Here is a 25,911-nt window from a genome sequence, read left to right on the forward strand (position 1 = left end):
TCACTCCGTAGAAATAGGTTTTGTTTTAATTAATACTTTTTCCGTATTGACGCTTTCGCCTTCATGCACAAAAATATTTTCAACATATAAATCGAAAGGAGCGTAAATATTATTTTCCATTTTCATTGCCTCCACAATCATCAATAAATCGCCCGCTTTTATTTTTGCGCCTTCGCTAACGCAAACTTTTACTACTTTACCGGGAATCGGGGATTTAATTTCTTCGTCCCCACCGTGCGCGTTGCCCGAGTTGTAATCTTCATCCGGTTCATTCACACGCAACTTATAATTTATTCCGTCCAGGGTGATATAAATTTTATCGCGAGATGCGGAAATAAAACAGCGATATTTTTTGCCGTCAATTGCCAAAATCAATTCATTATCGGCGGCATATAAAATTTTCGCTTCAATTTCTTTCTGCCCCGTTTTAATGAAAATATTTTCATCTGATATTCTCCGGGCGGTAATAGCGATTTCTTTTCCGTTTATAATTAAGTTATGTTGCATTCCTAGCTCCCTGAATTAAAGACTTCCGATAATCTTCCATACATTATATTCGTTTTCAATCGGCTTCCCGTTTTTCACATCGTCTTTAGCTGCAAGTTTATTTGCAGCATAAATTGCCGCAAGCATTTCGGCTTCAATTACTCTTCTCTTTTTATTCATATGTTCTTTCAAATTTGTTTCTTCTGTTTTGCAAAAGTCGGTGTAGAATTCGTTCTTCCTGAATTTATTGTTTTCGAGGATTACCAGGAGATATTCAATATTTGTATCGATACCGTGCGCCGCATAATTTTGAAGCGCGTAAATCATTTTATTAATCGCGTCGTTTCTGTTCTCGCCGTATGTAATTAATTTGGAAATCATCGGGTCGTAGCGAGGATGGATTTCGGCGGCTTCGAAAATACCGGCATCGTTTCTTACGCCCGCGCCGTGCGGGAATTTAATAAAGTTAATATAACCGGGAGACGGGCTGAAATTATTCAAAGGATTTTCGGCGTAAATTCGGCATTCAATCGCATGCCCTCTCGGATCTATTGTATCGAGATCGAGTCGTTCGCCGGAAGCAATCAGTATTTGATGCTTAACCAAATCGATACCAGTAACAAATTCTGTAACCGGATGCTCAACCTGAATTCGAGTATTCATTTCAAGAAAATAATAACGTCCTTTTTCATCCAACAGAAATTCGACAGTCCCCGCGTTATAATAATTTATTTCGCGGGCTAATTTAAGAGCGTCGTTTCCCATTTTAACTCTTAAATCCTCATTAACAGAAGGCGAAGGCGATTCTTCGATAATTTTCTGATATCTGCGTTGAATTGTGCATTCTCGTTCATTCAAGTGAATAAGTTTGCCGAATTTGTCTCCCAGGATTTGAAATTCGATATGTTTCGGTTTGGTTATATATTTTTCGACGTAAACGGTTCCGTCCCCGAAATAACTTTTGGCTTCCCTTCCTGCGGCTTCGAGCGCGCCGGGCAGTTCTTTTTTGGAATTAATAATTCGCATTCCTTTGCCGCCTCCGCCCGCCACAGCTTTAATGATCAATGGGAATTCAAGATTATCCGCGCCTTTTAAGATTGTATTGACATCTCCTGTAATTCCTTTAAGAACCGGCACGTTTAAGCGCCCGGCTAATTTTCTCGCGTTTAATTTATTTCCCATAGTTCGAATTGCCTGCGGCGAGGGACCGATAAAAATCAAATTGTTGTCGACGCACGCCTGCGCAAAATCGGCGTTCTCAGCCAAAAATCCGTAGCCGGGATGGATGGCGTCGGCGCCGGAATTTTTTGCCGCTTCAATTATTTTATCGATATTCAAATAAGTATCCTTCAAACTTCCATCGCCTATAAAAACGGATTCGTCGGAAATTCTGTTATAATAAGAATTGCGGTCGTCCGAAGAATAAATCGTAACGGTTTTGATATCCATTTCGCGGGCAGTTTGAATAATTCGGACGGCTATTTCCGATCGATTGGCAATCAGGATTTTTTTTATCATAAATTTTCCGGCAATAAATTTATTTATTTTTACGCCAGGAAGGTTTTCGTTTTTCAAGAAAACTGTTCATCCCTTCCTGCCCTTCTGGGGAAACTCGCATCTTGGCAATAATTTTTGCGGTAATATTTCCGGCTTCTTCGTAGCTGTAAACGTTTACGATATCGCGAATCAATTTCTTGCATATTTTGACAGCCTCTGGAGCGGATCGCAAAAACAGCTCGACGTTTTCTTTGTATACTTTATCAACTTCATTTTGTTTGACGACTAAATTCACAAGTCCCATTTTATTTGCTTCGAAAGCGTCTATTCTTTTGCCTGAAAGCATTAAATAGCGCGCGTTAAATTCGCCGATTCTTTTGATAACGTAAGGACTGATAACCGCAGGCGCCAATCCGATTTTAACTTCGCTCAGCACAAAGAAAGAATTTTCTTCTGCGATAACAAGATCGCATGCCGCAACGATGCCGTTTCCCCCGCCGATGACGGCGCCGTGCACAAGCGCAATAGTCGGTTTGGCAAACGAATATATTTTATCGATTAATTTGGACAGTTTTTTGCTGTCTTCGAGATTCGTATTATAATCGTACTGAGCCATTTTCTTCATCCAGTTCAGGTCGGCGCCGGCGCAAAACGATTCGCCGTTGCCTTTAAATGCGAGTAAACGACAGTCTTCCGTTTCCGCAGTATCAATTGCGTCAATCAATTCCTCAATCATTAAATCGTCGAAAGCGTTATGTATTTCGGGTCTGTTAAATACGATGTTAAGGACTTCGTCTTCACGGATAAGATTGATCGTTTTATAGTTTTTCATTTAATTCTCCTACATTCTGAAAACGCCGTAACGCGGTTCGGGAATCGGTTTGTTCAAAGACATAGAAATTCCGAGCGCGAGAATTTTTCTTGTGTCGACAGGATCTATTATTCCGTCGTCCCACAATCTGGACGTCGAAAAATAAGGCGAGCTTTCGTATTCATAACTTTCGAGAATTTCGTTCAACAGTTTTTCTTTTTCTTCTTCATTCAAAGCTTTGCCGCGTTCTTTTTTCAATTGAGTTTCTTTAATCTGAATCAAGACGCTTGCCGCCTGCTGCCCGCCCATTACCGATATTCGTGAATTGGGCCACATAAAAAGGAGTCTCGGATTAAACGCTCGTCCCGCCATTGCATAATTGCCGGCTCCGAATGACCCGCCTGTAATAACAGTAAACTTGGGCACGTCGGCATTTGCGACCGCATGGACCAATTTAGCGCCGTCCCGAGCGATTCCTCCGTGTTCGTATTGCTTTCCTACAATAAAGCCGGTTATGTTCTGAAGAAAAACAATCGGGACTTTTCTTTGCGCGCACAGCTCGATAAAATGAGCTCCTTTGAGAGAAGACTCCGAAAAGAGAATGCCGTTATTGGCGATTATACCGACACTAAATCCCATAATGCGCGCAAAACCGGTAACAATTGTAGGAGCGTAGCGCGCTTTGAATTCATGAAATCTGCTGCCGTCCGCTATGCGCGCTATAATTTCTCGCGCGTCCACCTGCTTTTTAATATCAAGCGGAATAATTCCGTAAAGTTCATTCGGATCGTAGTACGGTTCTTCGGGAGCGGCAATGTTTACGAATTGTTTTTTGTTTTGGGGCAGCGTTTCAAAAACAGATCTGCATATTTTCAAAGCGTGAACGTCGTCTTCCGCCAGATGGTCGGACACGCCGGAAATTCTCGTATGAACGTCGGCGCCGCCGAGTTCTTCGGCCGTTACTTCCTCGCCGGTAGCGGCTTTAACCAAAGGGGGACCTCCTATAAAAATAGTTCCCTGATTTTTAACTATAATAGTTTCATCCGACATAGCGGGTACGTATGCGCCGCCTGCCGTACAAGAGCCCATTACGATGGATATCTGAGGAATTCCCATCCTCGACATTCTGGCTTGATTGTAAAAAATTCTGCCGAAATGGTCTCTGTCTGGAAAGACATCGGCTTGCTGCGGCAGAAAAACCCCGCCCGAGTCGACCAGATAAACGCACGGCAGATTGTTTTCCATTGCAATTTCCTGAGCCCTCAAATGCTTTTTGATAGTTTCTTTAATATAAGTTCCGCCTTTAACCGTCGCGTCGTTGGCTACAATAACCGCTTCCCTCCCGTGAATAACTCCGATGCCGGTTATAATTCCGGCGGATGGGAATTGATTGTCGTATTGGTCGAACGCCGCCAACTGGCTCAGTTCCAGGAAAGGCGTATCGGGATCGATCAACCGTTCGATTCGTTCTCTGGGAAGGAGTTTGCCTCTGGCTTTGTGTTTTTCGACGGCGTCTTTAGAAGCGCCGTTTTTAACTTGTTCAATGCGTTGATTAAACTGTTTGATCAGAGAGCGGTATAGCGAAGCGTTTTCTTTGAACTCGGGCGAGTTCGGATTAATGTTCGACTTCAGTCGTTGCAACGGATTTCTCCTTAAATTATTCAGCTGTCAATAAAATTTATTTCATCAGCTGATTGCTCCGGAAAAGCGCAGGAAGTCGATCTAACTGAAGCCCCCCAATAATTTATTCGGATTTTAAGACACTCTATTGCAATTTAGCGAATTAATTTTCAAAATCAAATCTTATTCTAACAGGGTTACGGTTTAGATTTATAGACCGAAACCGCTCTGGCGGCATTCAGGAGTCTGAATGCCGAAGCCGTAACGGACGCCGCAATAAGCATAATCAATGTTATGGGAATCCAATGATTGAACGACAAGCTCTCGTAAGCCGTGAAATAAATAATTAACAGTATCAATCCAACGCTCATATTTACCGACAAAAAGAAATTTCCGATAATTCTTTTCGTGTTGTCATCGAGTTTGCCCGCCGCTTCCAGTTCGAATCTTTTGCAGATGACGGAATACATATTAACCCATTTCTCCTTCTTTTTGAAAACCAACGCATACAATAACGATTCGATTACAAGACCCGCGGACTGCTGGATTAATGCAATTGCTGTAATTATACTCGCCGATACCAATGCGGATTCGTCGATGCGGCTAAGCGATTCGGAACTGACTTTTGCAAGCGGATAAAGAAGCATCAATATCCGCCATATGCCGTAAGTAAATAATCCGGGAATTATTAAAGTCAGAAGAATCCAGATATTTTTTGTTATCGATTCCATTTTCCATCTATTTTTAATGAGTGATTATTAACTCATTTTTGTGCGCATGAATCTTTATAAAACAAATGTATTCGAAACAGCAAAAAGATGATAAGCATTTTTCAGGTTTATATCTACTTTTTTTGGAATCGGCTAGAGAAATTAGAATGTTAATCGAGCATTTAAACAGAGGTTAAGATGATTTTTCCAAATTAAAGGAAAACTGACAAATCAATAATACCGTGAGAATTAATGTGATTAGAATTTCGGGAAGAACATTGTGAAAGAGTGGGATTAAGATATTATATTCTTCAGGCAAGATTAATGAAGACCATTATTTTAAATTACTTCACAAAACGATTGTTACCAAACGATCTCCTAAGATGCTGGGGCGCTGTTATTGGATAACGAATTGTAAAAAAGTAACAAAAGAAAGTTTCATTGCCAAACAAATGAAAGAGAGCGCATTTTATTACACCGCAATTGAACAATTAAGGCGCCAAATAGACGAGCGGACAAAATTTTGATGAAAAACTATCCAAAATACTATCCAAACTGATAACAATAAAAAAAGCGGCTTTAATAAAAACCGCTTCTAAATTATTGTATTACAATAAGTTAATGTTGTGGAGCTGAGGGGATTCGAACCCCTGACCTTCTGAATGCCATTCAGACGCTCTCCCAACTGAGCTACAGCCCCGTATTTCAATACGCAAAGATATAAATCTTTTCCTTTTTCCACAAAGAGTTTATTTCGATTTGTTTAATTCTTTTTATAAAAATATCTTTATGAACAAAAAATCAAAAAATATGAAAAGCAAATTAATCTCGTCCGTCTTGTTCATTATTTCGGCGTCAATTATTTTTTACTCCTGCGACGATACAATAAATCAAAGCGAACTCGATTCGCGCCCGATTCCACAGTCGAATATCAGTTATTCGGAACATATTCAACCTGTATTCGACGCCAAGTGCAGTTATTCGGGATGCCATAACGACGCCGATATGGCCGGAGGTTTGAGCCTGACTTCGCATGCAAATACAACGGCTAATTTTTTAATAGTCGCCCCGGGATATCCGGATAACAGCCGTCTCGTTCTTGCAGTGGAAGGCAGAACCGTCAATCCGATGCCGCCTCTGGGATACTGGCCTTTGACAGACGAACAGATACGCGCAATAAGAACCTGGGTTAAAGAAGGTGCCAAAAATAACTGACCAGGTTTCCGATTCCGGTATTTATCTGCTCGAAATTATTGCGCCGGACGACTTTTATACGGCTATAAAGAAATACGAAGGTCGTAAATTTCCAAAAGGATTTTATTACTACGCAGGCAGCGCGCAGAAGAATTTGCGCAAACGAATCGAACGCCATCTTAAAAAAAGCAAGAACATTTATTGGCATATCGATTATATTACAAGCCGATTCGATATTAACAAAATATTTATTTTCAATAAGGAGGGTAAAGATTTCGAGTGCGATCTTGTCGCAGAACTGCTCGAACATTTCGGTTTGATATCGACTGCCCCCGGCTTTGGAAATTCAGACTGCAACCGATGCGATTCGCACTTGCTTTATTCGGAACGACAGCTCGACTATAACCATTTCATTTCTCGGTACCAATCGATAGTGCGTTTCATTCCCTCTTCCAGCGAAACTTTTTGACGAAAGCCCAGTTCTTTTACGGCTTTCGACACGTCGCACGTCCAGGCGGGTTGAACAAAATCCCTTGCTTTTTCCATATTGAACGTAGCCGCCTTTTTGCTGAAGAGGGCAAAGAATTCCGCTATTGCAGCTACGGCATAAACGAGGAAATGCGGTATTTTTATTTTCAAAGCTCCCCTTCCGAAAGCTTTTTTAATTGCTTCGCTTATTTCGTGCCAATCGTAAATTTTCTCGGATGCGATAAAATAAATTTGTCCTTTGGATTGCTCGCTTACAGCCGCCAGATAAATGCCTTCGACCGCGTCGGCTACGTGAATGAGATTTAACTTCTTATTGTCGAATCCTACGAGAGTCATTAAACCCATTTTGTAGGTTTTAAATACCTGATAAATTTCCGTATCCCTTTCGCCGTAAACGGCAGGCAGTCTCACAATTGTAATCGGCAATTTATCCATATAACTTTTGGCTGCTTTTTCCTGCTCGAGTTTGCTCCTTCCGTATGTGGTAATAGGATGTTCGGGTGTTTCTTCATTCACGGGTTTTCCGTCGAGAGACGGACCGCATGCGGTTTGACTGCTCGATATTACGACTCTCTTTATAGAAGGATTTACTTCGAGCAAGGCATCGAGTAAATTCCTGGTGGTTTCCACATTCCCTTTGAAATATCCCTCTTCGGTTTTTGACTTTACAACTCCGGCAATATGAAACAGATAGTCGGCGTCTTTCAATACTTCCTTAAGCCCTTCTTTATCGAACAATCCGGTAGTATAAATTTCCACCGGTTTATTTTCGAGCCATCTCCTCGAACTCGTTTCCCTCAAAATACATTTAATTTTGTGACCTTTAGACAATAAATAATCGACCAGATGGCTTCCCACGAAGCCCGAAGCTCCCGTAACGACAGATGTAATTTTCGATTCCATAGTGTTAAATATTTCTTTATATTGTTTAAGTTAATTGAAAAAAATTATTTCTAAATATAAGCAAGATAAAAATACAAATAAAATTCGGAGGTATTTTGGTAGATATATTCAAAAAATGTTACGATTTCACCCGAGCAGACGAAGTTAAGGCAATGGGTGTTTATCCCTACTTCAGACCAATCGAAGAAAACGAAGGACCCGTTGTGCAAATCGAAGGCAGAAAAATTGTAATGGCGGGTTCAAACAATTATTTAGGATTAACCGCTCATCCGAAAGTAAAAGAAGCGGCTATTAAAGCAGTTGAAAAGTATGGTACGGGATGTTCCGGTTCAAGATATCTTACCGGAACGCTCGATTTACACGTTGAATTGGAAGAGAGATTGGCAAAATTTTTTGGAACGGAAGCGGTACTTTTATACAGCACGGGTTATCAAACGGCTCAGGGGGTAATTGCAACGCTGGTACAGCGCGGCGAATACGTGGTTTCCGATAAAGACAATCACGCATGTATAGTCGCAGGTCAAATTATGGCTCGAGGCGCTACCGCTGAACTGGTACGCTACAAACACAACGACATGAACGACCTCGAAAGAGTATTGAAAAAAATTCCCGTCGAAGCGGGCAAGTTAATCGTAAGCGACGGCGTTTTCAGCACGGGCGGCGAAATTGTAGACCTGCCTACTCTCGTAGACCTTGCAAAAAAATACAATGCCCGTTTGCTAATCGACGACGCACATGCGGTTGGAGTAATAGGCAAAGGCGGAAGAGGAACCGCAAGCGAATTCGATCTCGAAGAGGAAGTCGACCTTACAATGGGAACTTTCAGCAAAACGTTTGCGTCGCTCGGCGGATTCGTCGCCGGGAAAGAACGTGTAATCAATTACCTCAAACACCATTCGCCCGCATTGATATTCAGCGCTTCCCCCACTCCGGCGTCCGTTGCGGCTGCTCTAGCGGCTTTGGATATTCTAGAAGCAGAACCGTGGCGCGTGCAGAAATTGATCGACAATGCAAATAAAGTACGCACCGAATTAAAAGAGGCGGGCTTCAATGTGCTCGATGGCAGAACCGCAATTGTGCCCGTTATTGTAGGCGACGACGCTCTTGCATTTCAAATGTGGCGCCGTCTGTTTGACGAAGGAGTTTTCGTCAACGTATTTATTTCGCCCGGCGTTCCGCAGGGCAGACAAATGATGCGCACCAGTTATATGTCGACACACGAAGAAGAACACCTCGATTATATTATCAATACATTTAAGAAAGTTGGCAAAGAATTGGGATTAATCTAAAATTATTACGGAGTATCTTCAATGTCGGAAGTTACAATAAGAACGGTGAAATCCAAAAAGGATTTAATGACATTTCTCAAATTTCCGTGGGAAATTTACAAAGGCGACCCGTATTGGGTTCCGCCTCTCTTATACGACAAGAAGAAGATTCTGGACAAGAAAAAAAATCCGTTCTTTGAACACGCCGATATGGAACTCTTCCTGGCAGAAAAAAACGGCAAGACTGTCGGTAGAATTGCGGCAATCAGCAATCATTTGCACAATAAATATCATAATGACAAAGTCGGATTCTGGGGATTTTTCGAGTCGATTAACGATCAGGCGGTTGCAAATAGATTATTCGACGCCGCCAAAGAATGGCTCAAAGCAAGAGGCTTCGATACGATGCGAGGTCCCGCGAATCCTTCTTCAAACGATGAATGGGGAATGCTGATTGACGGATTCGAAGATACTCCGCGTATTTTAATGACCTACAATCCGCGTTATTATCTGGAACTCTGCGACAACTACGGCTTCCAAAAAGCAAAAGACCTGTATGCATACAAATTAGAACACGATAAAGTCGTTTCTTCCGATAAATTGAGAAGAGTAGCCGAAATAGCTCGCAAACGCTCTAACATTAAGATAACCCAGTTGAATATGAAGAATTTCAAAGCGGAACTGGATAAGGTCAAATATGTTTACAACAAAGCCTGGGCTCCCAATTGGGGATTTATTCCAATGACGGAAAAAGAAATCGACGCTATGGCAAAAGATTTGAGACCGTTGGTTGAACCGTCATTAGTGCTGTTCGGCGAGATCGACAACAAACTCGTAGGTTTTGCGCTCGTCATGCTCGATTACAACCAGATTTTTAAAGATATGAACGGCAAACTCCTCCCGTTCAATTTCATCAAGCTTTTTACGCAACGGAAGAAGATCACCTGGTGCAGGATCATTACATTGGGCATAATACCCGAATTTCAAAAAAGAGGTCTCGATTCGGTATTCTACTGGGAAATAGTAAACCGCGCAGCGGAACTGGGAATTTATCTCGGAGAAGCCAGCTGGATTCTCGAGGACAATGAAATGATGAACCGCGGCGCTCACGTTATGAACGGAGAACTCTATAAAAAATACCGTATTTACGATATCCCGATTTAGCTCGAATCAATCGACTTTCATCGCCTCGTCGTATTTGGAAATGTGAGGCGGGTCGATTTTTTTCAAAGCCTCCAACAGCGGTTTGTTTTCGGGATAGTTTTTCAGAAGTTCCGCAATCTCGCCCGCTTTTGCGTCGAAAAATACTTTCAACAACGGACTTCTCGGATCCAATTGGTCTTTTACTCTATCCAGATTCTTTATCAGTTTTACAATATTATTATACGCCGTTTCCGGCTCCGAATTCAACAAGTCCAGACCGTTATAATGATAATCGTAATAATCCATTCTGAACTGTTGGTACTTTGCATTCATTAAATTTTCCACAAGTCCCCTGCGGCTGTAGAGCGTGCTTTTCGATTCCCAGCCTTCCATATAAGCCGTATTAATTCCTCTGATTGCAATATCCAGCGCTTTCGAGAAATAAGGAGTGCCGGCAAGTTTTCCGTACGAATCGCTGTCGAATCCGATGATTACGTATGCATAATAATCGAGGAAACTGACGAGCGGGTCAAAATCGGATTGATTGAAATAGAGCGCTTGATTTTTTTCGTAAGCGAAGCTCCACGCATTGTCGAATATATTCAGCATCAATGTATTTCGTTCCGAATTTTCTATCGGTCTTTGACTTGTAATTACTACCTGAGCTTTATATGTGGTTTCGTCGTCTGCGGCTTTAAGGAAGAAAATATTGAATCCGCATCTGATTTTATAATCGCCCCAATTTTCTGTGGTAAATTTGGTATTGTTTAAGTAACTTTCCACCTGACTTTGAAAATTTATTAATCTTTCCTTTGCAGCAACGGGCAGCTGTTCATAATTCACTACAACTGTAGCATCCAATTCCTGTGCTTTTACTGTCGTTAATAATAATGCGACTATTACCAGTATTAGTTTTTTCATTTTTCTTCCTGCAAATTTTATAGCAAGATAAATAATTAAATAATTTTATACAATCACGGATGAACGATGAAGAAAATCAGTTTTGTTCTTCTACTTCCGATTGTAGTAAATTGTTTCGCTCAAACCGGCGCTGGCGCCCGCAGAACGGCGCTCAATTCCTCGGATGTGATTAGCTGCCGCGACCCGTTTGCAATCTTTTATAATCCCGCCTCTGCAGCCTTGAGCTCTTCAAGGCAAATCGGTTTTTTCTATTCCCCTTCCCCTTTTGAATTAAAAGAACTTGCTACGTTCTATGCCGCTTATATTCAGCCGACTTCGATTGCCACATTTTCGGCGGGATTAATGAAATACGGGTTTGAACTCTATAACGTAAAGACGATTCAGACGGGCATTGCATTCAGCTTTTATGAACATTTTTCAGCAGGTATAAATTTTTCGATGCAAAATCTCGCTATCGCCAATTACGGCTCGCGGAATTTCTTTTTTGCAGACGTTGGTTTGACCGCTCAAATAAACGACAGAGTAATTACCGGCGTATTCGTAAAAAACATAACCGGCACATCAATCGGCGATTTCGACAATCAATTCCCGACGGTTTTTTGCGCCGGAGTTTTCTACAAAATAATCGACGCGATAGACCTATACGCAAGCCTATACAAAGAAATCGGATACATACCGGCTTTGCAATACGGCGTCGAATACAATTTGGCGGAATTTCTGAACCTGCGAGCGGGTATATCGGATTTTCCGGAAACATACAGCGGCGGCATCGGAATAACGTTCAAATCTTTCGAATTGGGTTACAGCGTTAATTCCCATTTCGAGCTCGGACTATCACATCAGTTCGATATCATACTCAGGACAGATTAAAATGAAATATCTTTCGGCAATATTGATGACGCTATTCTTAATGTCCGAAACGGTCGCTCAGCGGGACACCGCTTATGAAGAAGTAATGTCGCAATTACTCGAAGATAATTTGGGCGAAATTGAGGAATCGGAAATCGCAGATGAAATCGAAGAACTGCTCGATAATCCGATCGATATCAACAATGCATCTCAGGAAGAACTTTTAAGAATACCGTTGCTCGACAATCGCAGAGCAGTCGCTATTATACGATACAGAAAATCTCACGGAGGTTTCGATAACAAAAATGAACTCTTTCTTGTGCCGGAATTGAACGATAAGATTGCAAGGTGGATTTCGTATTTCATTACTATCGCGCCTGCAACGGAATCAGTTAATATTTTTTCCTATTCAAAAATTACGCTCCGCTCGAGAATTCAAAGCGACCTTCAGCTCCGCAGGGCTTACACTGAGAACAAATTTGCCGGCAACAGACTAAAATCTTACAATCGTATTCTTTATTACGGAAATTATTTCAGCGCCGGAATATTAACCGACAAAGACCCCGGCGAAAAGAGCTATACCGATTTTATTTCAGGATTTATTCAAATCAATACAAAAACTTTTTTGAATAAAATTATCTTAGGCAATTATATAATCGAGGCGGGCGGCGGATTGATATTATGGTCGCCTTACAACTATCGCAAAGGGAGCGAAGTTATTATACCAATCTCAAATTTCAGGAACAGGAGCAAGCCTTATAAAAGCTCGGGAGAATACGGTTATTTATCCGGCGCAGCGGCAAGTCTTTCTTCCGGGATTATCGAATTCACTCCTTTTCTATCTTTGAAGAAAATTGACGCGTCGCTCGACTCGACGGGCAACATTAATTCGTTCAGATACGACGGCTATCACCGCTCTTCGACCGAACTGGCTGTCAATTCTAATACAAAAGAATTTACTTACGGCGCGCTCATTAAAATTAATCCTTTGGAAAATTTAACCGTAGGATTAACTACCGTTGCATATCAATACGACAGAGATATTGCTTCGCTTGCTTTGCGTAAGATTCAAAATCATTCTATAAATTTTGTTTACGTCAATTCGCTGATAAATGTCAACGGCGAAACCGCTATGTTCAAGAACCATTTATCCTCAATAACTTCGATCGTATTTACTCCTGTCGAAGATATGAAAATAGGATTTTCCTACCGGAATTACTCTCCCGGCTTTTATTCTGTAACGGGCAATTCTTTCGGAGAGAATATGAATTCAAAGAACGAAAAAGGATTTTACTGTTCGGTCGAAGCAAACACGCGATTCGGTCTATTCTCGGTTTATTATGATATTTACTACTTCCCTAACGTTAAAAATAATTTTCCGTCGAAGGGAAAAGATTTTCTTATGACTTATAAATACAAGCTAAATAAAACAAACGGGCTATATTTATTATATAAAAACGAATCAAGCGAGAAGCTATCCGACAAAGAGACTTATCCTTTTTTGGAGCCGCAATCAAGGAGACGTTACAGAATTGAGCTTACAAATTTTTTCAGGGACAGGATAAGATTCAAAACCCGTTTTGAATATGTGCGTTTCTTCTCCGCGTCGAAAAAAGAGAACGGTTTTTTAATTTATCAGGACGCGCGCTACAAACCGTTTGAAAATTTAACCGTATATGCCAGAATCGTGTTTTTCGATACTGACTCATACGATTCCAGACTTTACGTTTATGAAAACGACCTGGAGGGCTTATTGACCAACGGATTGATGTACGGAGAAGGGATAAAATGGTATTTATTGATTAAGTATATAATCAAAGAATTTTCGATATCTCTAAAATATTCGGAATTATATAAACCTTTTGAGGACAAACTGGGAAGCGGATATTCCGAAATCGGAGGCAATACGGACAACAGAATTTCATTTCAAATCGACTATGCATTAAAATAAAGCGCGTCCCTGCGTCGAATAGGCGCAGGGACGCATTGAACTCAGATTTCGAATTTAATTCCCTGAGCGAGCGGAAGTTTAGCGCCGAAGTTTATCGTATTGGTTTGTCTGCGCATATAAAACTTCCAGGCGTCCGAACCCGATTCGCGGCCTCCGCCGGTGTGTTTTTCTCCTCCGAAAGCTCCGCCGATTTCCGCGCCCGAAGTTCCGATATTCACATTTGCAATTCCGCAATCGCTTCCCCATGCGGAAAGAAATTCTTCAGCCTCTCTCAAATTATTCGTAAATATCGACGAAGAGAGTCCCTGCACTACGTCGTTCTGAATATTTATCGCATTCTGAACGTCGCCCGAATATTTAATCAAATACAGAATCGGGGCAAATGTTTCCTCCTGTACAATCTTATAATGATTTTCGGCTTCGACTATTGCCGGAACAACATAGCATCCCGATTCATACCCGTTGCCCGACAGGACGTCGCCTCCGTATAAAATCTTTCCGCCTTCTTCTACAACCTGTTTAAGAGCGCTTTTGAAATCTTCAACGGCGGCTTTATCGATAAGAGGTCCGACATGATTTTTCTCGTCCAGGGGATTCCCTATTTTCAAACTTTTATATGCGGTTATCAAAGATTCTTTTACTTTGTCGTAAACGTCCTCGTGCACAATAAGTCTTCGGGTCGTGGTGCATCTCTGTCCGGCGGTTCCAACCGCACCGAAAACAACAGCGGGAACTGCAAGGTTAAGGTCGGCGTTTGGAGTTATAATTATTGCATTGTTGCCGCCCAGTTCGAGTATGGAACGCCCGAATCGTCCGGCAATTATGCCCGCGGCTCTTTTACCGACGGCAATCGACCCCGTAAGTGAAATCAACGGAATCCGTTCGTCGCTCAATAATTTGTTGCCGATAACGGAGCCTTTGCCGATAATCAGATTGAAAATACCTTCGGGCAGGTTGTTTGATTTAATAACGTTCGCCAAAATATTTTGCACCGCAATTGCGGATAACGGCGTTTTGGATGAAGGTTTCCAGAGATTGACGTCGCCGCATACGGTAGCAATCATTGCATTCCACGCCCATACTGCAACGGGGAAATTAAACGCCGTAATTATACCCACGATACCGAGCGGATGATATTGTTCGTACATACGGTGTTTTTCTCTTTCGGAGGCAATCGTTAAACCGTAAAGCTGCCTCGACAATCCGACGGCAAAATCGCAAATATCGATCATCTCCTGAACTTCGCCCAGCCCTTCCTGCAGAGATTTTCCCATCTCGTAGGAAACCAATTTACCGAGCGGCTCCTTATATTTTCTCAGTTCAATGCCGATTTGTCTTACGATTTCGCCTCTTTTTGGAGCCGGTACCGTTCGCCAATATTTGAAAGCCTGCGCGGCTTTTTCTACAACCCGGTCGTATTCTTCTTCTTCAGCCTGCGCCACTTTCGAAATCAATTTGCCGTCAACCGACGAAACCACATCGAGCTCTTCGCCTTTAGTCTTCATCCAATCGATGCCTGTGGAAGCTCCGTTATTTTTTTCGCCGATCAATAATTGATTTAAGAATTCCATAATTTTTCTCCTCCCTTTTTTTATGGGATTTTTTTGACGGTGTTTATGACGATATCAATTTCGTTATTATTATTTTCCCTCCCCGTCGTAAAATCGAACAATATCAGCTCTCCTTCGTCTTCGAATAAATTCTTCCTGTTGACGTTACTTTCTAATTCCGAAATTATTTCTGCCGTCTCATGCCCGTTAATGAAGTAACGATTTACATTGCCATTAAATCTCGTGGCGAGATATTCCAGATACAATTCCGCATTTTGTCCGACGCTATTTCCGCCGGCAAAGGAAATACGCGAAACGATCAAAATCGAGTTAGTCGAATCGTCATAAAATATTCTGCACGGTTGTATTCTGAATTCAATATTCTTAAAGATTTTCGAAATGCTTTTGACTTCGGCTGGAGTTTCTTCTCTCCATTCGGCGGGTATGTCGTAAGCGTACCCTACGAGAGAATCCGTCACCCTAACAAAGTTCATGTCGGTTTCATTTAATTCATACTTATCGCCGTCGCCGCAATAAGTCAACAGCAATACGCCGAAAAAGAATCCCCCTCTTAATAAATACAGATAGCTGAAATAGTTTTTATAATGATTCATTATTATTCCGATATATCAGAAGGGATTTAACGCATCCCTTAATTACGTTACCTAATTTAGTAAATTGAACGGTGCCAGGAAACAAAAATTCTTTTTTGAAAACTTGACGAATAGCAACTCATTCGATATATTGAGGCGTTAATATCGATATAAGATGAAGAACTTCAGAAAATTAACGGGCAGAAACACACTTCGAAACTATCTGGTTTCCCGCTTCGAACACGTCTTTTAAATTCCTTCTCCCTCCGCGCTTCATTAAATTAAAATAAGGGAGAAAGAAACATGATAACAAAAGAAAACGCATTGGAATTCTTACGTCGTTATATGTTAATCGACGGTTTTGATATTCTGCTCGATCTTTCCGGAAGCAGAGGAATTTATCTTACCGACAAGAGGAACGGGAACAAATTTCTCGATTTCTATTCCTTCTTTGCTTCCTCGCCGTTGGGCATGAATCACCCCGAATTATTCGACAAAGAATTCCTCGAAGAGATACAAAGAGCCGCTTTGACCAAACCGTCGAATTCCGATATTTACACAATGGAAATGGCTAAATTCGTAGAAGCGTTTTCCAAATATGCTTTACCTCCTGATTTCAAACACCTCTTTTTTATTGACGGAGGCGCGCTCGCTGTAGAAAACGCATTAAAAGCCGCTTTCGATTGGAAAGTAAAAAAGAATTTCCAAAAAGGTTATAAAGAAGAAAAAGGGACGCAGGTAATCCATTTTAATAACGCTTTTCACGGCAGGACGGGTTATACGCTCTCGCTTACCAATACCGACCCGAACAAGACGGCGTATTTTCCCAAATTCAATTGGCCTAGAATTTTGAATCCTAAGATTATTTTTCCGCTTGAAGATAATCTGGAGAAAATAATTAAAGCCGAAGCGGAAGCCGTCGATCAAATTTATGCCGCCATAAAAAATAATCCCGACGATATCGCCGCTCTCATAATCGAACCGGTTCAGGGCGAAGGAGGCGACAATTTTTTCAGAAAAGAATTTTTCGAAAAATTGCGCGACATAACATTGGAAAACGATATTATGATGATTTTCGACGAAGTCCAAACCGGTATCGGAATTACGGGTAAAATGTGGGCGTTCGAACATTACGTTCAACCGGATATGATTTCATTCGGTAAAAAAACTCAGGTTTGCGGTTTTATGTCGACCGGCAGAATCGACGAAGTTGAAGACAATGTATTTAGAAAATCGAGCCGTATAAATTCAACCTGGGGCGGCAATTTAGTCGATATGGTGCGTTCGCGAAAATACCTTGAAATAATAGCCCGGGAAAATCTTGTTAAAAACGCAGAGACAACGGGCAATTATCTTCTCGATAATTTAAAAATGTTGGAAACCAAATTTCCAAATCTTGTGTCGCAAGCCCGAGGTTTGGGGCTTATGTGTTCGTTCGATTTGCCTAATCCGGAATTACGAAAAAAATTTCTGGCAAAACTATTTGAAAAAAGGATGTTGATGCTCGGATGCGGCGTAAGCACGGTTCGTTTCAGACCGCCTCTCATTGTAAATAAAAACGATATTGATACGGGCATAGGAATTATTGAAGAAACGCTTGAGTCTCTTTAAACAGACTGACTAAAAAGTAATGCATTTGGGATCCGGTCGTCCGTGACTCGGTCTGCATCGATTACTTTTTAGTCAGTTCTTATTAATTGCCGCCGATTCCCTGGTCGTGCTTTTTGCTCATATTTTTTACGAGTTGAAAGCGGATCGGACCGTTGATTAATGTGCCCGAATTCCAGAGTTTATATCCGCCTGCCATACTGAGGTCCTCGCCCAGCCAGGCGTCGACATCTCCGTTGAGATCACCCATATTGGTGTCCTTCAGCTGGAATGTAAAAATGGTATGTTTATTTACCATCGTGCCTTCAAAATTGAATGTAATAGCATTCCAACTGCCGGTTCCGTAGACCTTGTTTCCTTCCTGTGTGTAAAGAAGAACTACGACGGGTTCTTCGGAAGCCGAGTTATAGGGCACCGATTGATACTGTCCGCTGAAGACTTCCGCATCGACGGGTTCGACTATCTTTTCGGCATTGCAGGCAAAATAAGAACGGCAGCAATACGAGAGCGATTAGCTTTTTCATAGTATCCTTCCTATGATTTTATTGTTTAGAAAGTATCCTTACTTCTGTCCTATTATCGATTGCCGCCTCTCTTTTGTTTAGTATTCTTCTAATAAAAATTTGAGGGATAAATTTTTCATTAAAATTATTTTTCCTGATTACGATAATCGAATTTATACCCCGTTCGGATTAATAATCGCAAGGATTTTATTACATTTGATTAAAAGAATGGTAATTTTTATGGCGGAAAAAGAATCGGGCAAAATCTACGTCGTTGCCACGCCCATCGGAAATTTAAAGGACATTACGTTCAGAGCGGTTGAAGTGTTAAATAATGTCGATTTTATCGTATGTGAAGACACGCGCGTTTCCGGCATTTTATTGTCGCATTACGGCATCGAAAAAAAACTGAAAGTATTAAACGCGCGAAACGAATCCGGAACAACCGATGAAATAATAGAAGAAGTCAAAAGCGGGAAAGATTGCGCATTGATATCGGACGCCGGCACGCCGCTTATTTCCGATCCGGGGAGCCGGTTGATAAATAAAGCCGTCGCCGAAGATATAAACGTTGCGCCCGTACCGGGTCCCAGCGCTTTGACGGCGGCGCTCAGCGTCAGCGGACTCCCTTCCAGTTCTTTTGTATTCGACGGTTTCCTGCCGCAGAAAAAAGGAAGACAAAAGAAACTCGAACAACTTTCGCGCGAAAACCGCACAATCGTACTCTATGAATCGACTTACAGAATAGAAAAACTTCTGAAAGAACTATCGGAATATATGCCCGAAAGGACAGTGGTGGTCTGCAGGGAATTGACTAAAAAATTCGAAGACGTTTGGCGCGGTAAACCTTCGGAACTATTGGAAGAACTCCCCTCCAAAAATACCAAAGGGGAGTTTGTAGTAATAATATCGCCATTGGAATGGACCGATCAAGATTATTCCGAATCGTAATCGATAAGCGAGTGGATTTCGTAACCGCTTAATTTATCGCGTCCGTTCAAAAACGACAATTCGATTAAAAATGAGATCTGAACTATTTTGCCGCCCAGCTTTTCGACCAGTTTACAAGCCGCTTCCATCGTGCCGCCGGTAGCCAGCAGATCGTCGTGCATCAGAACAATGTCGCCTTTTTGAATTGCGTCTTTGTGAATTTCGATTGTATCGGAGCCGTATTCGAGTTCGTAGGTTTCGGCCAATTTTTCGGCGGGTAATTTACCGGGCTTGCGAACGGGGACAAAACCCGCATTCAATTTCAGAGCCAGAGCCGCTCCTAAAATAAAACCCCTTGATTCGATTCCCACTACTTTTGTAATGCCTCTATCCTTGCTTATTTCGTACAATCTGTCGACGGCATAATTCAAAGCCCTACCATCCTTTAAAAGCGTTGTCACGTCGCGAAACATAATTCCCTTTTTGGGAAAATCAGGCACCGTTCGAATGTAATCTTTCAAATCCATTTTGAGCATCCTCATTTATTAATTGGAAAGTTGGCTTTCTGTCGCGTTCAATTCTTCGAGATATCTCATCAGTAAGTCTTCAATGGGAGCATATTCCGTATATTTCATCATTTCCTGTTTAACTTTGGAAGAATTTTTCAGCCCTTTCAGATATCCCGACCAAAATTTTCTGAAGGGAATAATAGCGGTTCTTTCGTCATTTTTTAATTCAATAGAATATTTAAGATGTCGCAGAGCAATTTCGAATCTTTTTTCGGGAGTATCCTCAAATTTAATTTCTCCGTATTCTAGAAGTTCTTTGGCTTCCCGGAAAATCCAGGGACGCTCGATCGCGCCACGGGCAATCATAACTCCGTCGGCCGCCGAAGTTTCGAAAGCGCGTTTAACGTCTTCTGCGGAAAATATACCGCCGTTTAGTATAACCGGAATTGAAACAACCTCTTTAACCCTATCGATCCACGACCAGTCCGGTTCGCCGCTGTGGCCCTGGCTTCTGGTTCTGCAATGGATTGTCAGCGCGGCTGCTCCCGCTTCCTCTAACCTTTTAGCAACTTCCTGAATATTAATCGTAGTTTCGTCCCATCCGATTCGGGTTTTAACAGTGACCGGCAATTTTACGTTTTTTACGATTTCTTTTACCATCGTTCCCATAAATTCCGGGTTTTTTAACAGCCCGGCTCCTGCGCCTCTATTGGCAACTTTTTTTACCCAGCAGCCTGCATTGATATCGATAATGTCGGGATTCAAGCCTTCGACTATTTTAGCCGATTCAATCATCGGTTCCAGATTGCCTCCGTAGATCTGAATTCCTACAGGGCGCTCCTGTTCAGTGATTTCCATTTTACGATGAGTTTTTTTATTCGAACGCACCAGCCCGTCGGAATTAATAAATTCAGTATAAACTATATCGGCGCCCAATTCCTTGCATAATTTACGGAATGCAATATCAGTAACGTCTTCCATCGGCGCCAGCAGCAGAGGTTTATTCAATTCGATATTACCAATTTTTAACATGCTCAATCAGTCCTTAAATAATAGTACGTCAATACGAGAGTAACAAACGTAAAGAAAGCGCCGGTTAAAAAAGGCGCATAGTAACCCAGATAGTCGAACGAAAATCCGCCCCAAAGCGGTCCCAGAACGCGCGCCAGAGACGCCAACGACTGATTTATTCCGAGTATTGCGCCCTGCTCGTTATCCGGCGAAAATTTTGATACCAAACTTAATATTGTCGGTTGTAAAATACCAGTGCCAATAGACAGGATAACCACTACAATCGATACGCCGATAAAATTATAACCGTACGGAATTGCGCCCAATCCTAACATCATCAAGACCGTTCCCCATATGACCAATTTCCTTTCGTTAATTTTGCCGCCGGCCGTTTTTACAAAAAATCCTTGAACCAATACGCCAACCGCTCCCATAATTCCGTAGAGGAATCCGTTTTGCTGATCCGTAAAGTTGAAATGTTTATAGCCTAATAACGCAAAAGTACCGTATAAATTTGCAATAGAAAAAATTATGATGAAAAAGAGAACAATCAGCAGTCCGACGCGCGGAATTTTCAAAACCTTTATAATGTATTTTACGTCGATTAACTTTAATGATATCTTGGAATCTTTCGATTTACTTAGATTGGATTCGGGCAGGAAAAAGAACGCAAAGAGAAAAGCCATAAAAGAAAATGCGGCGCTCCCGAATCCCGCAACGTAGTATCCGAATTTAGAAAGGAAGGCACCGATTAAAGGACCGAATACAAAACCGAGTCCGAATGCCACTCCGATTAATGCCATTCCCTTTGCCCTGTCTTCTTTCGAAGTTACATCTGCAATATAAGCCTGCGCCACTGCGATATTGCCGCCTCCGATACCCGCAAGCATTCTGGAAATGAGCAGAATCAGAAACGAGTCGGCAAAACTGAAGATTATATACGATGTAGCCGTCATCAAAAGCGTGGTTGTAATAATCGGTTTTCTGCCGATTCTGTCGGAAAGTTTACCCAAGATTGGATTGAATAAAAATTGCATCAGTGAAAAAATCGCCACAATAATTCCGATACCGAAATCGGAAACGGCAAGCTGCTTACTGGCAAATGTGGGCAGTAAAGGAATCAGTATTCCGAATCCCATTAAATCGATAAAAATCGTAAAGAATACGATTACAAGAGAAGTTCTATTTTTCATATATCGAAAATTTCTTGAGAAATAAAATTCAAAGATAGGAATTTTCGGATAAATAAGATGCGAAGTACGTATAAAAAGGAGGGCGACCCGAAGATGAGCTTGCCGGGTCTGCCCCGTTTGATATTATTCTTTTGGAGCCTTTCTTTGCGCTTTAACTTCCTGAACTTCATTGCGAATATCCTGAGCCATTTTTTTCAATTCGCTCAGTCCTTTTCTAAGGCGCGTTCCTGCTGCAGCCTGTCCTTTTTCGTAAAATTTGACTGCATCGGCTTCCAAACTTTTAACGAATTCTACCAACTGTTGATATTTTTGCATACTTCCTCCTTTTTTAGTTATTAATAACATTTTCGAGAATAATTTCAGCAATATCTTTAATTTCTATTTCTTCGGATTTATTGAGACTCTTCATACCGTCGTTCAGCATAGTCATACAGAAAGGGCAAGCCGAAGCGATTTTCCTGGCTCCCGTTTCAACAGCTTCTTTTGACCGGTTGATATTAATCCGTTCGCCCTCTTTTTCTTCAAGGAACATTCTTCCGCCTCCGGCTCCGCAGCAAAAACCTTTGTCTTTCGAACGTTCCATTTCGACCAGTTCAAAATTTCCCAATTTATTCAAAATTTCGCGCGGCGGATTGTAAATATTATTATACCTGCCGAGATAACACGAGTCGTGATAGGTTACCTTAATCTTTTCTTTGACTTCCTTACCGATCTCGATTTTACCTTCTTCGATTAATTTCGTCAACAATTCCGTATGATGCACAACCTCGAATTTGCCTCCGAACAGGGGATACTCGTTTTTAATCGTGTTCAGACAATGCGGACACGCAGTAATAATTTTCTTCACGCCATAATTATTCAAAGTTTCTACATTTTCCTGAATAAGCATCTGCGCCAGATACTCATTGCCCAGTCTTCGAGCCGTATCTCCGTTGCATTTTTCCTCAACGCCGAGAATTCTGAAGTTAATATTCGCAATTTGCAGCAATTTTGCAATTGCTTTCGTCACATTTTGATATCGGGCATCGAACGAACCGGCGCAGCCGACCCAGAAGAGATATTCGCATTCAGGGTCTTCCGCCATTGTTTTAATATCCATTCCTTCAGCCCAATTGGCTCGATCCTGCCAATTGAACGCCCACGGAGTGAAATTCGTTTCGATATTTTTGAAAACGGTATTTAATTCCGGCGGAAAATTCGATTCCATTAAAACAAGATTTCTGCGCATATCGATAATTGCGTCGAGATGCTCAATCGAAACGGGACATTCGTTAACGCAAGCGCCGCAAGTAGTACATGCCCACAATTCTTCATCGGATACATAATTATGGACGAGAGACTTTTCGAATAATTCGTTTTCTTTGTCGCCTCGTAATATCAGCGGGGCTTTTTCTTCGGTTCTGTGACGAATGCTGACGATTATTTCCCTCGGCGATAATTTTTTCCCCGTATTTGCGGCGGGACACGCGACTGTGCATCGTCCGCATTCAGTACAGGAAAAACCGTCGAGCAATTGCTTCCAGGTTAAATGCTCGATATCCGCCGCGCCGAATTGTTCGGCATCTTCGTCTTCAAGATCAATTGTTTTCGGAACAAATTTATCGTTGCCAATCTTTGAAAAGAATACATTCGGAATCGAAGTGACAACGTGGAAATGTTTTGAATACGGCAAAAAGTTCAGGAACAATAAGATCAAACCGATATGCATCCACCAGAAAAATTCGTAGTACGACCAGTTGATTTGATGCGGGTTGTCGAATAACACGCCGCTTAAAAGCATTGAAACAGGCTTAAACTCGTTTGCTGCATAATGAAAATCGTTATTTACAATATGAATGATATTTTGTCCGAACATTGAAAAGACAATGCCAAATATCATCAGAAGAATAAACGCCGCATCGAGATTGCCTTTCTTCCCCACATTCAGCCGGGGCACTTTAATTACAAATCTTCTGAAGAGCGCCGCCAGCACGGCTATCGTTACGAACAGTCCGAATAAATCCTGGACAAAAGTTATAATTAGATAAATTTTTCCAAGGAAGCTGAAATTAAAGCCTTCAAAAAATCCCTGAATTATCGATTCGACTACAGCCAGTAAGAAAAGCATGAATCCCCAAAAAATCAGAAAATGGATTGCGCCCGCTACCGGTTCTCGCAATAATTTGGACTGACCGAAAGCAATTTTAATTACGTTTTTAATTCTCTCAGGTATATTATCGAATCGGTTTTCAGGCTGCCCTACTCTCAGATACGAAAGGATTCTTCTTAAATTGAATAAGAAGAATCCCATCGCAGTTAAAAATATAATTGTAAAAACTATGGTTTTTGTAGTCATCAGTCTCTTCTTTTAAGTTTGATAAAACAAGAGCGATTTTATTTTTTCCTAATGGTAACTACCAAAAAAGCGGCTGCCGTAATTTTCAAAATATCCCATACCGAGAAGAGAACGGCTCCGCTGAATAAAGCCGCCTTGAGATTACCTCCGAAGAATACTGAAAGATAGAGCGCCCCGGACAATATAATCATAGCGTCGGCAAGGAGGAACGAAACGAAAACTCTCAAAAAGCTACGATTCTTTTCGAGCAGATAGCCTGCAATAAACGCCGCGAAAGGAAAAGCAAGCAGATATCCTCCCGTAGGTCCGAATAACTTCATAAAACCGAATCCGAAGCCTGCAAATACGGGAATTCCGATAGCGCCTGCGGCAATATATATAATTTGACTGTAAGCGCCGTTGCGCGCGCCCAGAAATGCACCCGAGAGCAACACTACCATTGTCTGCAATGTAAAAGGCACGGGTTGAGCCGGTATTATAATTTGAGCGCTCAAAAATGTAAGAGCTGAAAAAAGCAATACGAGAGCCGCGTCTCTGGATTTAGTCGCCGAAAGCGGCAGAATAAAACGCTTTGCATTTTCTTTGGTTGTCATAGTATCCCCTTTATTTGAGATTGTTATTAAAAAATGTCACAGTTTTATCGAGCAATTTATCAAATTTTTCGTTTGAATGCTTAAAAGGATGAACTATTCCGAAAGTATGTCCGGTATTGCGGATAATGTAGAGTTCGGTCTTTTCTTTGTTTGCCCAATTATAAAGTTCTTCTGCCTCCTCGGGTGGAACAGCCAAATCCCGGTCGCCGTGAGCAATCAACAAAGGTCGATCGAAATTAGAGACTGCTTTTTGAATATTGAGCAAATCCTCGCCGTTTTTTTCGATATCTTCCAGGAGAGTGAGGTTTAATTTCATTTTTTGTTTAGTGCGCATATTCATAACCTGGAAATAACCTTTCTTACGCCATTCTTCCTTTTGCCTTTCGGAATAGCGGTCTAATTTCGATACCGAAGCCCACAAAGCAACGGCGGGAATGTCGGTTCTGCGCGAAGCCGTCAGAATCGAAATGGCTCCTCCCCTGCTGTGTCCGATATATCCGATTTTTCCTTTGAAGTTCAGATTCAGACAATCATTGTAGACGGCGTCGGTAATTTCGTTTAATTCTCTTATCTCCCTGGAAAAAGTATTGTCGGCAAATTTGTCGAGCCGGGTAAATTCGTTATTCTCGTCTACTCCGTTGTGCGAAAAGTTAAAAGCCACGGTAAGATATCCGTTATCGGCAAAGAATTGCGAGGCATACGGACCAAATCCCCAGTCTTTAAATCCTTTAAAACCGTGGACAAGAACGAGTGCATTTCCCGAAAAGCGAGTTTCATTCAGGTATGCAGTAGCAAAAATCCGCTCGTTATCGGAAGCCGTAAAAGTGAAATTTCTTATCATATTGCACGAAATATCAAGATTCGCCCGTCTAAAGTCAAGTAATTTTCTTTAAAACTAAAGTCTTTTTACTTTTATCCGATTATTAAAGTAGAATAAATAAATACTAGTGCCATGACAATTGAAGAAAAAGCAAAATGGTTTGACGTAGCAATGAGATTTGGATTGGAGGGAAAGATACATCTTGTCATGAAATCGTATAAGGACGGTGTTGCAAAGTGGGCTATAGTCGATACAGCCAGTAACAAGGTGCTCAATTCAAATCTGGAATGGGAGCCGGAACCGCCGTTAAAACAACGGGACGAAAGTTTTTTAATAAGAACGCGCTTCGATTTCGAAAGCGCCGTTGCTCTTTATAAACAGTACAAAATGTTCGCCGTTGAAACGTCCGAAGCGGTTTAATTTT

Annotated in this window: 26 protein-coding genes and 1 tRNA gene; 9 read left to right on the forward strand and 18 right to left on the reverse strand. The window is 41.6% G+C overall.

What is annotated here, in order from left to right:
• From ACOYVE_RS10725 to ACOYVE_RS10750, 6 genes are all read right to left on the reverse strand, one after another.
• Nucleotides 1-507: a biotin/lipoyl-containing protein gene (locus ACOYVE_RS10725; protein ID WP_014857401.1), complete on the reverse strand. Its 507-nt coding sequence runs from the start codon at nucleotides 505-507 to the stop codon at nucleotides 1-3.
• 15 nt (nucleotides 508-522) lie between these two features.
• Nucleotides 523-2,004 carry an acetyl-CoA carboxylase biotin carboxylase subunit gene (locus tag ACOYVE_RS10730; RefSeq protein ID WP_422881895.1) on the reverse strand — a complete coding sequence of 494 codons (1,482 nt, stop codon included), beginning with the start codon at nucleotides 2,002-2,004 and terminating at the stop codon, nucleotides 523-525.
• A gap of 19 nt (nucleotides 2,005-2,023) precedes the next feature.
• Nucleotides 2,024-2,815: an enoyl-CoA hydratase-related protein gene (locus tag ACOYVE_RS10735; protein ID WP_422881897.1), complete on the reverse strand. Its 792-nt coding sequence runs from the start codon at nucleotides 2,813-2,815 to the stop codon at nucleotides 2,024-2,026.
• A gap of 9 nt (nucleotides 2,816-2,824) precedes the next feature.
• Nucleotides 2,825-4,363: a carboxyl transferase domain-containing protein gene (locus ACOYVE_RS10740; RefSeq protein WP_422881993.1), complete on the reverse strand. Its 1,539-nt coding sequence runs from the start codon at nucleotides 4,361-4,363 to the stop codon at nucleotides 2,825-2,827.
• Between the two features lie 248 nt (nucleotides 4,364-4,611).
• Nucleotides 4,612-5,145, reverse strand: a complete 534-nt coding sequence (locus ACOYVE_RS10745) for a hypothetical protein (protein WP_422881898.1) — start codon at nucleotides 5,143-5,145, stop codon at nucleotides 4,612-4,614.
• 606 nt (nucleotides 5,146-5,751) lie between these two features.
• Nucleotides 5,752-5,824, reverse strand: a tRNA-Ala gene (locus ACOYVE_RS10750).
• A gap of 89 nt (nucleotides 5,825-5,913) precedes the next feature.
• On the opposite strand from ACOYVE_RS10750, the gene ACOYVE_RS10755 reads away from it, so the two are divergent.
• Nucleotides 5,914-6,339 carry a c-type cytochrome gene (locus ACOYVE_RS10755; protein ID WP_422881900.1) on the forward strand — a complete coding sequence of 142 codons (426 nt, stop codon included), beginning with the start codon at nucleotides 5,914-5,916 and terminating at the stop codon, nucleotides 6,337-6,339.
• The gene (locus ACOYVE_RS10760) at nucleotides 6,323-6,787 is read left to right on the forward strand and encodes a GIY-YIG nuclease family protein (protein WP_422881902.1); all 465 of its coding nucleotides are present in this window, start codon (nucleotides 6,323-6,325) and stop codon (nucleotides 6,785-6,787) included. The genes ACOYVE_RS10755 and ACOYVE_RS10760 overlap by 17 nt, the downstream gene beginning before the upstream one ends.
• Here the strand turns inward: ACOYVE_RS10760 and ACOYVE_RS10765 are convergent.
• A complete protein-coding gene (locus tag ACOYVE_RS10765) occupies nucleotides 6,718-7,710 on the reverse strand; it encodes an NAD-dependent epimerase/dehydratase family protein (RefSeq protein WP_422881904.1) in 993 nt (330 codons plus the stop codon). The genes ACOYVE_RS10760 and ACOYVE_RS10765 overlap by 70 nt on opposite strands.
• A gap of 152 nt (nucleotides 7,711-7,862) precedes the next feature.
• Here ACOYVE_RS10765 and ACOYVE_RS10770 point away from each other — a divergent pair, with 152 nt between their 5' ends.
• Both ACOYVE_RS10770 and ACOYVE_RS10775 read left to right on the forward strand, forming a co-directional pair.
• Nucleotides 7,863-8,999, forward strand: coding sequence for an aminotransferase class I/II-fold pyridoxal phosphate-dependent enzyme (locus ACOYVE_RS10770; protein ID WP_422881995.1), 1,137 nt, complete (start codon nucleotides 7,863-7,865; stop codon nucleotides 8,997-8,999).
• Nucleotides 9,000-9,020: 21 nt separating this feature from the next.
• Nucleotides 9,021-10,142 (forward strand): hypothetical protein, encoded by a 1,122-nt coding sequence (locus ACOYVE_RS10775; protein ID WP_422881906.1) that lies wholly within the window; start codon nucleotides 9,021-9,023, stop codon nucleotides 10,140-10,142.
• Between the two features lie 6 nt (nucleotides 10,143-10,148).
• On the opposite strand, the gene ACOYVE_RS10780 is transcribed toward ACOYVE_RS10775, so the two are convergent.
• Nucleotides 10,149-11,042, reverse strand: coding sequence for a DUF4835 family protein (locus tag ACOYVE_RS10780; RefSeq protein ID WP_422881907.1), 894 nt, complete (start codon nucleotides 11,040-11,042; stop codon nucleotides 10,149-10,151).
• Nucleotides 11,043-11,108: 66 nt separating this feature from the next.
• On the opposite strand from ACOYVE_RS10780, the gene ACOYVE_RS10785 reads away from it, so the two are divergent.
• A complete protein-coding gene (locus ACOYVE_RS10785; protein WP_422881909.1) occupies nucleotides 11,109-11,912 on the forward strand; it encodes a hypothetical protein in 804 nt (267 codons plus the stop codon).
• Nucleotide 11,913: 1 nt separating this feature from the next.
• Nucleotides 11,914-13,842 (forward strand): ComEA family DNA-binding protein, encoded by a 1,929-nt coding sequence (locus tag ACOYVE_RS10790; protein ID WP_422881911.1) that lies wholly within the window; start codon nucleotides 11,914-11,916, stop codon nucleotides 13,840-13,842.
• Nucleotides 13,843-13,883: 41 nt separating this feature from the next.
• Here the strand turns inward: ACOYVE_RS10790 and ACOYVE_RS10795 are convergent, their stop codons facing one another.
• Together ACOYVE_RS10795 and ACOYVE_RS10800 are read right to left on the reverse strand one after the other, a co-directional pair.
• Nucleotides 13,884-15,413 (reverse strand): aldehyde dehydrogenase family protein, encoded by a 1,530-nt coding sequence (locus tag ACOYVE_RS10795; protein ID WP_422881913.1) that lies wholly within the window; start codon nucleotides 15,411-15,413, stop codon nucleotides 13,884-13,886.
• A gap of 20 nt (nucleotides 15,414-15,433) precedes the next feature.
• Nucleotides 15,434-16,006 (reverse strand): hypothetical protein, encoded by a 573-nt coding sequence (locus tag ACOYVE_RS10800; RefSeq protein WP_422881914.1) that lies wholly within the window; start codon nucleotides 16,004-16,006, stop codon nucleotides 15,434-15,436.
• Between the two features lie 282 nt (nucleotides 16,007-16,288).
• On the opposite strand from ACOYVE_RS10800, the gene lat reads away from it, so the two are divergent.
• Nucleotides 16,289-17,596 carry an L-lysine 6-transaminase gene (gene lat / locus ACOYVE_RS10805; protein ID WP_422881915.1) on the forward strand — a complete coding sequence of 436 codons (1,308 nt, stop codon included), beginning with the start codon at nucleotides 16,289-16,291 and terminating at the stop codon, nucleotides 17,594-17,596.
• An 82-nt stretch (nucleotides 17,597-17,678) separates the two neighbouring features.
• On the opposite strand, the gene ACOYVE_RS10810 is transcribed toward lat, so the two are convergent.
• Complete coding sequence (locus ACOYVE_RS10810; protein WP_422881917.1) at nucleotides 17,679-18,008, reverse strand: hypothetical protein; 330 nt, start codon at nucleotides 18,006-18,008, stop codon at nucleotides 17,679-17,681.
• 328 nt (nucleotides 18,009-18,336) lie between these two features.
• Between ACOYVE_RS10810 and rsmI the strand changes: the two genes are divergently transcribed.
• Nucleotides 18,337-19,047: a 16S rRNA (cytidine(1402)-2'-O)-methyltransferase gene (rsmI, locus tag ACOYVE_RS10815; protein WP_422881918.1), complete on the forward strand. Its 711-nt coding sequence runs from the start codon at nucleotides 18,337-18,339 to the stop codon at nucleotides 19,045-19,047.
• On the opposite strand, the gene ACOYVE_RS10820 is transcribed toward rsmI, so the two are convergent.
• The 7 genes from ACOYVE_RS10820 to ACOYVE_RS10850 all read right to left on the reverse strand — a co-directional run bounded on the left by ACOYVE_RS10820 (nucleotide 19,032) and on the right by ACOYVE_RS10850 (nucleotide 25,508).
• Nucleotides 19,032-19,553 (reverse strand): adenine phosphoribosyltransferase, encoded by a 522-nt coding sequence (locus tag ACOYVE_RS10820; RefSeq protein ID WP_422881920.1) that lies wholly within the window; start codon nucleotides 19,551-19,553, stop codon nucleotides 19,032-19,034. The two genes, rsmI and ACOYVE_RS10820, sit on opposite strands and share 16 nt — an antisense overlap.
• An 18-nt stretch (nucleotides 19,554-19,571) precedes the next feature.
• A complete protein-coding gene (gene dusB, locus ACOYVE_RS10825) occupies nucleotides 19,572-20,567 on the reverse strand; it encodes a tRNA dihydrouridine synthase DusB (RefSeq protein ID WP_014857420.1) in 996 nt (331 codons plus the stop codon).
• A 2-nt stretch (nucleotides 20,568-20,569) separates the two neighbouring features.
• Entirely contained in the window at nucleotides 20,570-21,739 is a 1,170-nt protein-coding gene (locus ACOYVE_RS10830; RefSeq protein ID WP_014857421.1) for an MFS transporter, read from the reverse strand.
• A 123-nt stretch (nucleotides 21,740-21,862) separates the two neighbouring features.
• A complete protein-coding gene (locus ACOYVE_RS10835) occupies nucleotides 21,863-22,054 on the reverse strand; it encodes a hypothetical protein (protein WP_014857422.1) in 192 nt (63 codons plus the stop codon).
• A 13-nt stretch (nucleotides 22,055-22,067) separates the two neighbouring features.
• Nucleotides 22,068-24,074, reverse strand: coding sequence for a heterodisulfide reductase-related iron-sulfur binding cluster (locus tag ACOYVE_RS10840; RefSeq protein WP_422881923.1), 2,007 nt, complete (start codon nucleotides 24,072-24,074; stop codon nucleotides 22,068-22,070).
• 38 nt (nucleotides 24,075-24,112) lie between these two features.
• Entirely contained in the window at nucleotides 24,113-24,667 is a 555-nt protein-coding gene (locus tag ACOYVE_RS10845; RefSeq protein WP_422881925.1) for a biotin transporter BioY, read from the reverse strand.
• 10 nt (nucleotides 24,668-24,677) lie between these two features.
• On the reverse strand, nucleotides 24,678-25,508 hold the full coding sequence (locus tag ACOYVE_RS10850) for an alpha/beta hydrolase family protein (protein WP_422881927.1): 831 nt from the start codon (nucleotides 25,506-25,508) through the stop codon (nucleotides 24,678-24,680).
• Nucleotides 25,509-25,694: 186 nt separating this feature from the next.
• Between ACOYVE_RS10850 and ACOYVE_RS10855 the strand changes: the two genes are divergently transcribed.
• Entirely contained in the window at nucleotides 25,695-25,907 is a 213-nt protein-coding gene (locus tag ACOYVE_RS10855) for a hypothetical protein (protein ID WP_014857426.1), read from the forward strand.
• Nucleotides 25,908-25,911 lie beyond the last annotated feature (4 nt).

The organism is Melioribacter sp., from assembly GCF_049325435.1.
Taxonomy (GTDB): domain Bacteria; phylum Bacteroidota; class Ignavibacteria; order Ignavibacteriales; family Melioribacteraceae; genus Melioribacter; species Melioribacter roseus.

Excerpts from the sequence above, each read along its gene's own strand:
- ACOYVE_RS10725 (WP_014857401.1), bottom strand. The coding sequence starts at position 507 with ATGCAACATAACTTAATTATAAACGGAAAAGAAATCGCTATTACCGCC.
- ACOYVE_RS10730 (WP_422881895.1), bottom strand. The coding sequence starts at position 2,004 with ATGATAAAAAAAATCCTGATTGCCAATCGATCGGAAATAGCCGTCCGA.
- ACOYVE_RS10735 (WP_422881897.1), bottom strand. The coding sequence starts at position 2,815 with ATGAAAAACTATAAAACGATCAATCTTATCCGTGAAGACGAAGTCCTT.
- ACOYVE_RS10745 (WP_422881898.1), bottom strand. The coding sequence starts at position 5,145 with ATGGAATCGATAACAAAAAATATCTGGATTCTTCTGACTTTAATAATT.
- ACOYVE_RS10755 (WP_422881900.1), top strand. The coding sequence starts at position 5,914 with ATGAACAAAAAATCAAAAAATATGAAAAGCAAATTAATCTCGTCCGTC.
- ACOYVE_RS10765 (WP_422881904.1), bottom strand. The coding sequence starts at position 7,710 with ATGGAATCGAAAATTACATCTGTCGTTACGGGAGCTTCGGGCTTCGTG.
- ACOYVE_RS10770 (WP_422881995.1), top strand. The coding sequence starts at position 7,863 with ATGGGTGTTTATCCCTACTTCAGACCAATCGAAGAAAACGAAGGACCC.
- ACOYVE_RS10775 (WP_422881906.1), top strand. The coding sequence starts at position 9,021 with ATGTCGGAAGTTACAATAAGAACGGTGAAATCCAAAAAGGATTTAATG.
- ACOYVE_RS10780 (WP_422881907.1), bottom strand. The coding sequence starts at position 11,042 with ATGAAAAAACTAATACTGGTAATAGTCGCATTATTATTAACGACAGTA.
- ACOYVE_RS10785 (WP_422881909.1), top strand. The coding sequence starts at position 11,109 with ATGAAGAAAATCAGTTTTGTTCTTCTACTTCCGATTGTAGTAAATTGT.
- ACOYVE_RS10790 (WP_422881911.1), top strand. The coding sequence starts at position 11,914 with ATGAAATATCTTTCGGCAATATTGATGACGCTATTCTTAATGTCCGAA.
- ACOYVE_RS10795 (WP_422881913.1), bottom strand. The coding sequence starts at position 15,413 with ATGGAATTCTTAAATCAATTATTGATCGGCGAAAAAAATAACGGAGCT.
- ACOYVE_RS10800 (WP_422881914.1), bottom strand. The coding sequence starts at position 16,006 with ATGAATCATTATAAAAACTATTTCAGCTATCTGTATTTATTAAGAGGG.
- lat (WP_422881915.1), top strand. The coding sequence starts at position 16,289 with ATGATAACAAAAGAAAACGCATTGGAATTCTTACGTCGTTATATGTTA.
- rsmI (WP_422881918.1), top strand. The coding sequence starts at position 18,337 with ATGGCGGAAAAAGAATCGGGCAAAATCTACGTCGTTGCCACGCCCATC.
- ACOYVE_RS10820 (WP_422881920.1), bottom strand. The coding sequence starts at position 19,553 with ATGGATTTGAAAGATTACATTCGAACGGTGCCTGATTTTCCCAAAAAG.
- dusB (WP_014857420.1), bottom strand. The coding sequence starts at position 20,567 with ATGTTAAAAATTGGTAATATCGAATTGAATAAACCTCTGCTGCTGGCG.
- ACOYVE_RS10830 (WP_014857421.1), bottom strand. The coding sequence starts at position 21,739 with ATGAAAAATAGAACTTCTCTTGTAATCGTATTCTTTACGATTTTTATC.
- ACOYVE_RS10835 (WP_014857422.1), bottom strand. The coding sequence starts at position 22,054 with ATGCAAAAATATCAACAGTTGGTAGAATTCGTTAAAAGTTTGGAAGCC.
- ACOYVE_RS10840 (WP_422881923.1), bottom strand. The coding sequence starts at position 24,074 with ATGACTACAAAAACCATAGTTTTTACAATTATATTTTTAACTGCGATG.
- ACOYVE_RS10845 (WP_422881925.1), bottom strand. The coding sequence starts at position 24,667 with ATGACAACCAAAGAAAATGCAAAGCGTTTTATTCTGCCGCTTTCGGCG.
- ACOYVE_RS10850 (WP_422881927.1), bottom strand. The coding sequence starts at position 25,508 with ATGATAAGAAATTTCACTTTTACGGCTTCCGATAACGAGCGGATTTTT.
- ACOYVE_RS10855 (WP_014857426.1), top strand. The coding sequence starts at position 25,695 with ATGAAATCGTATAAGGACGGTGTTGCAAAGTGGGCTATAGTCGATACA.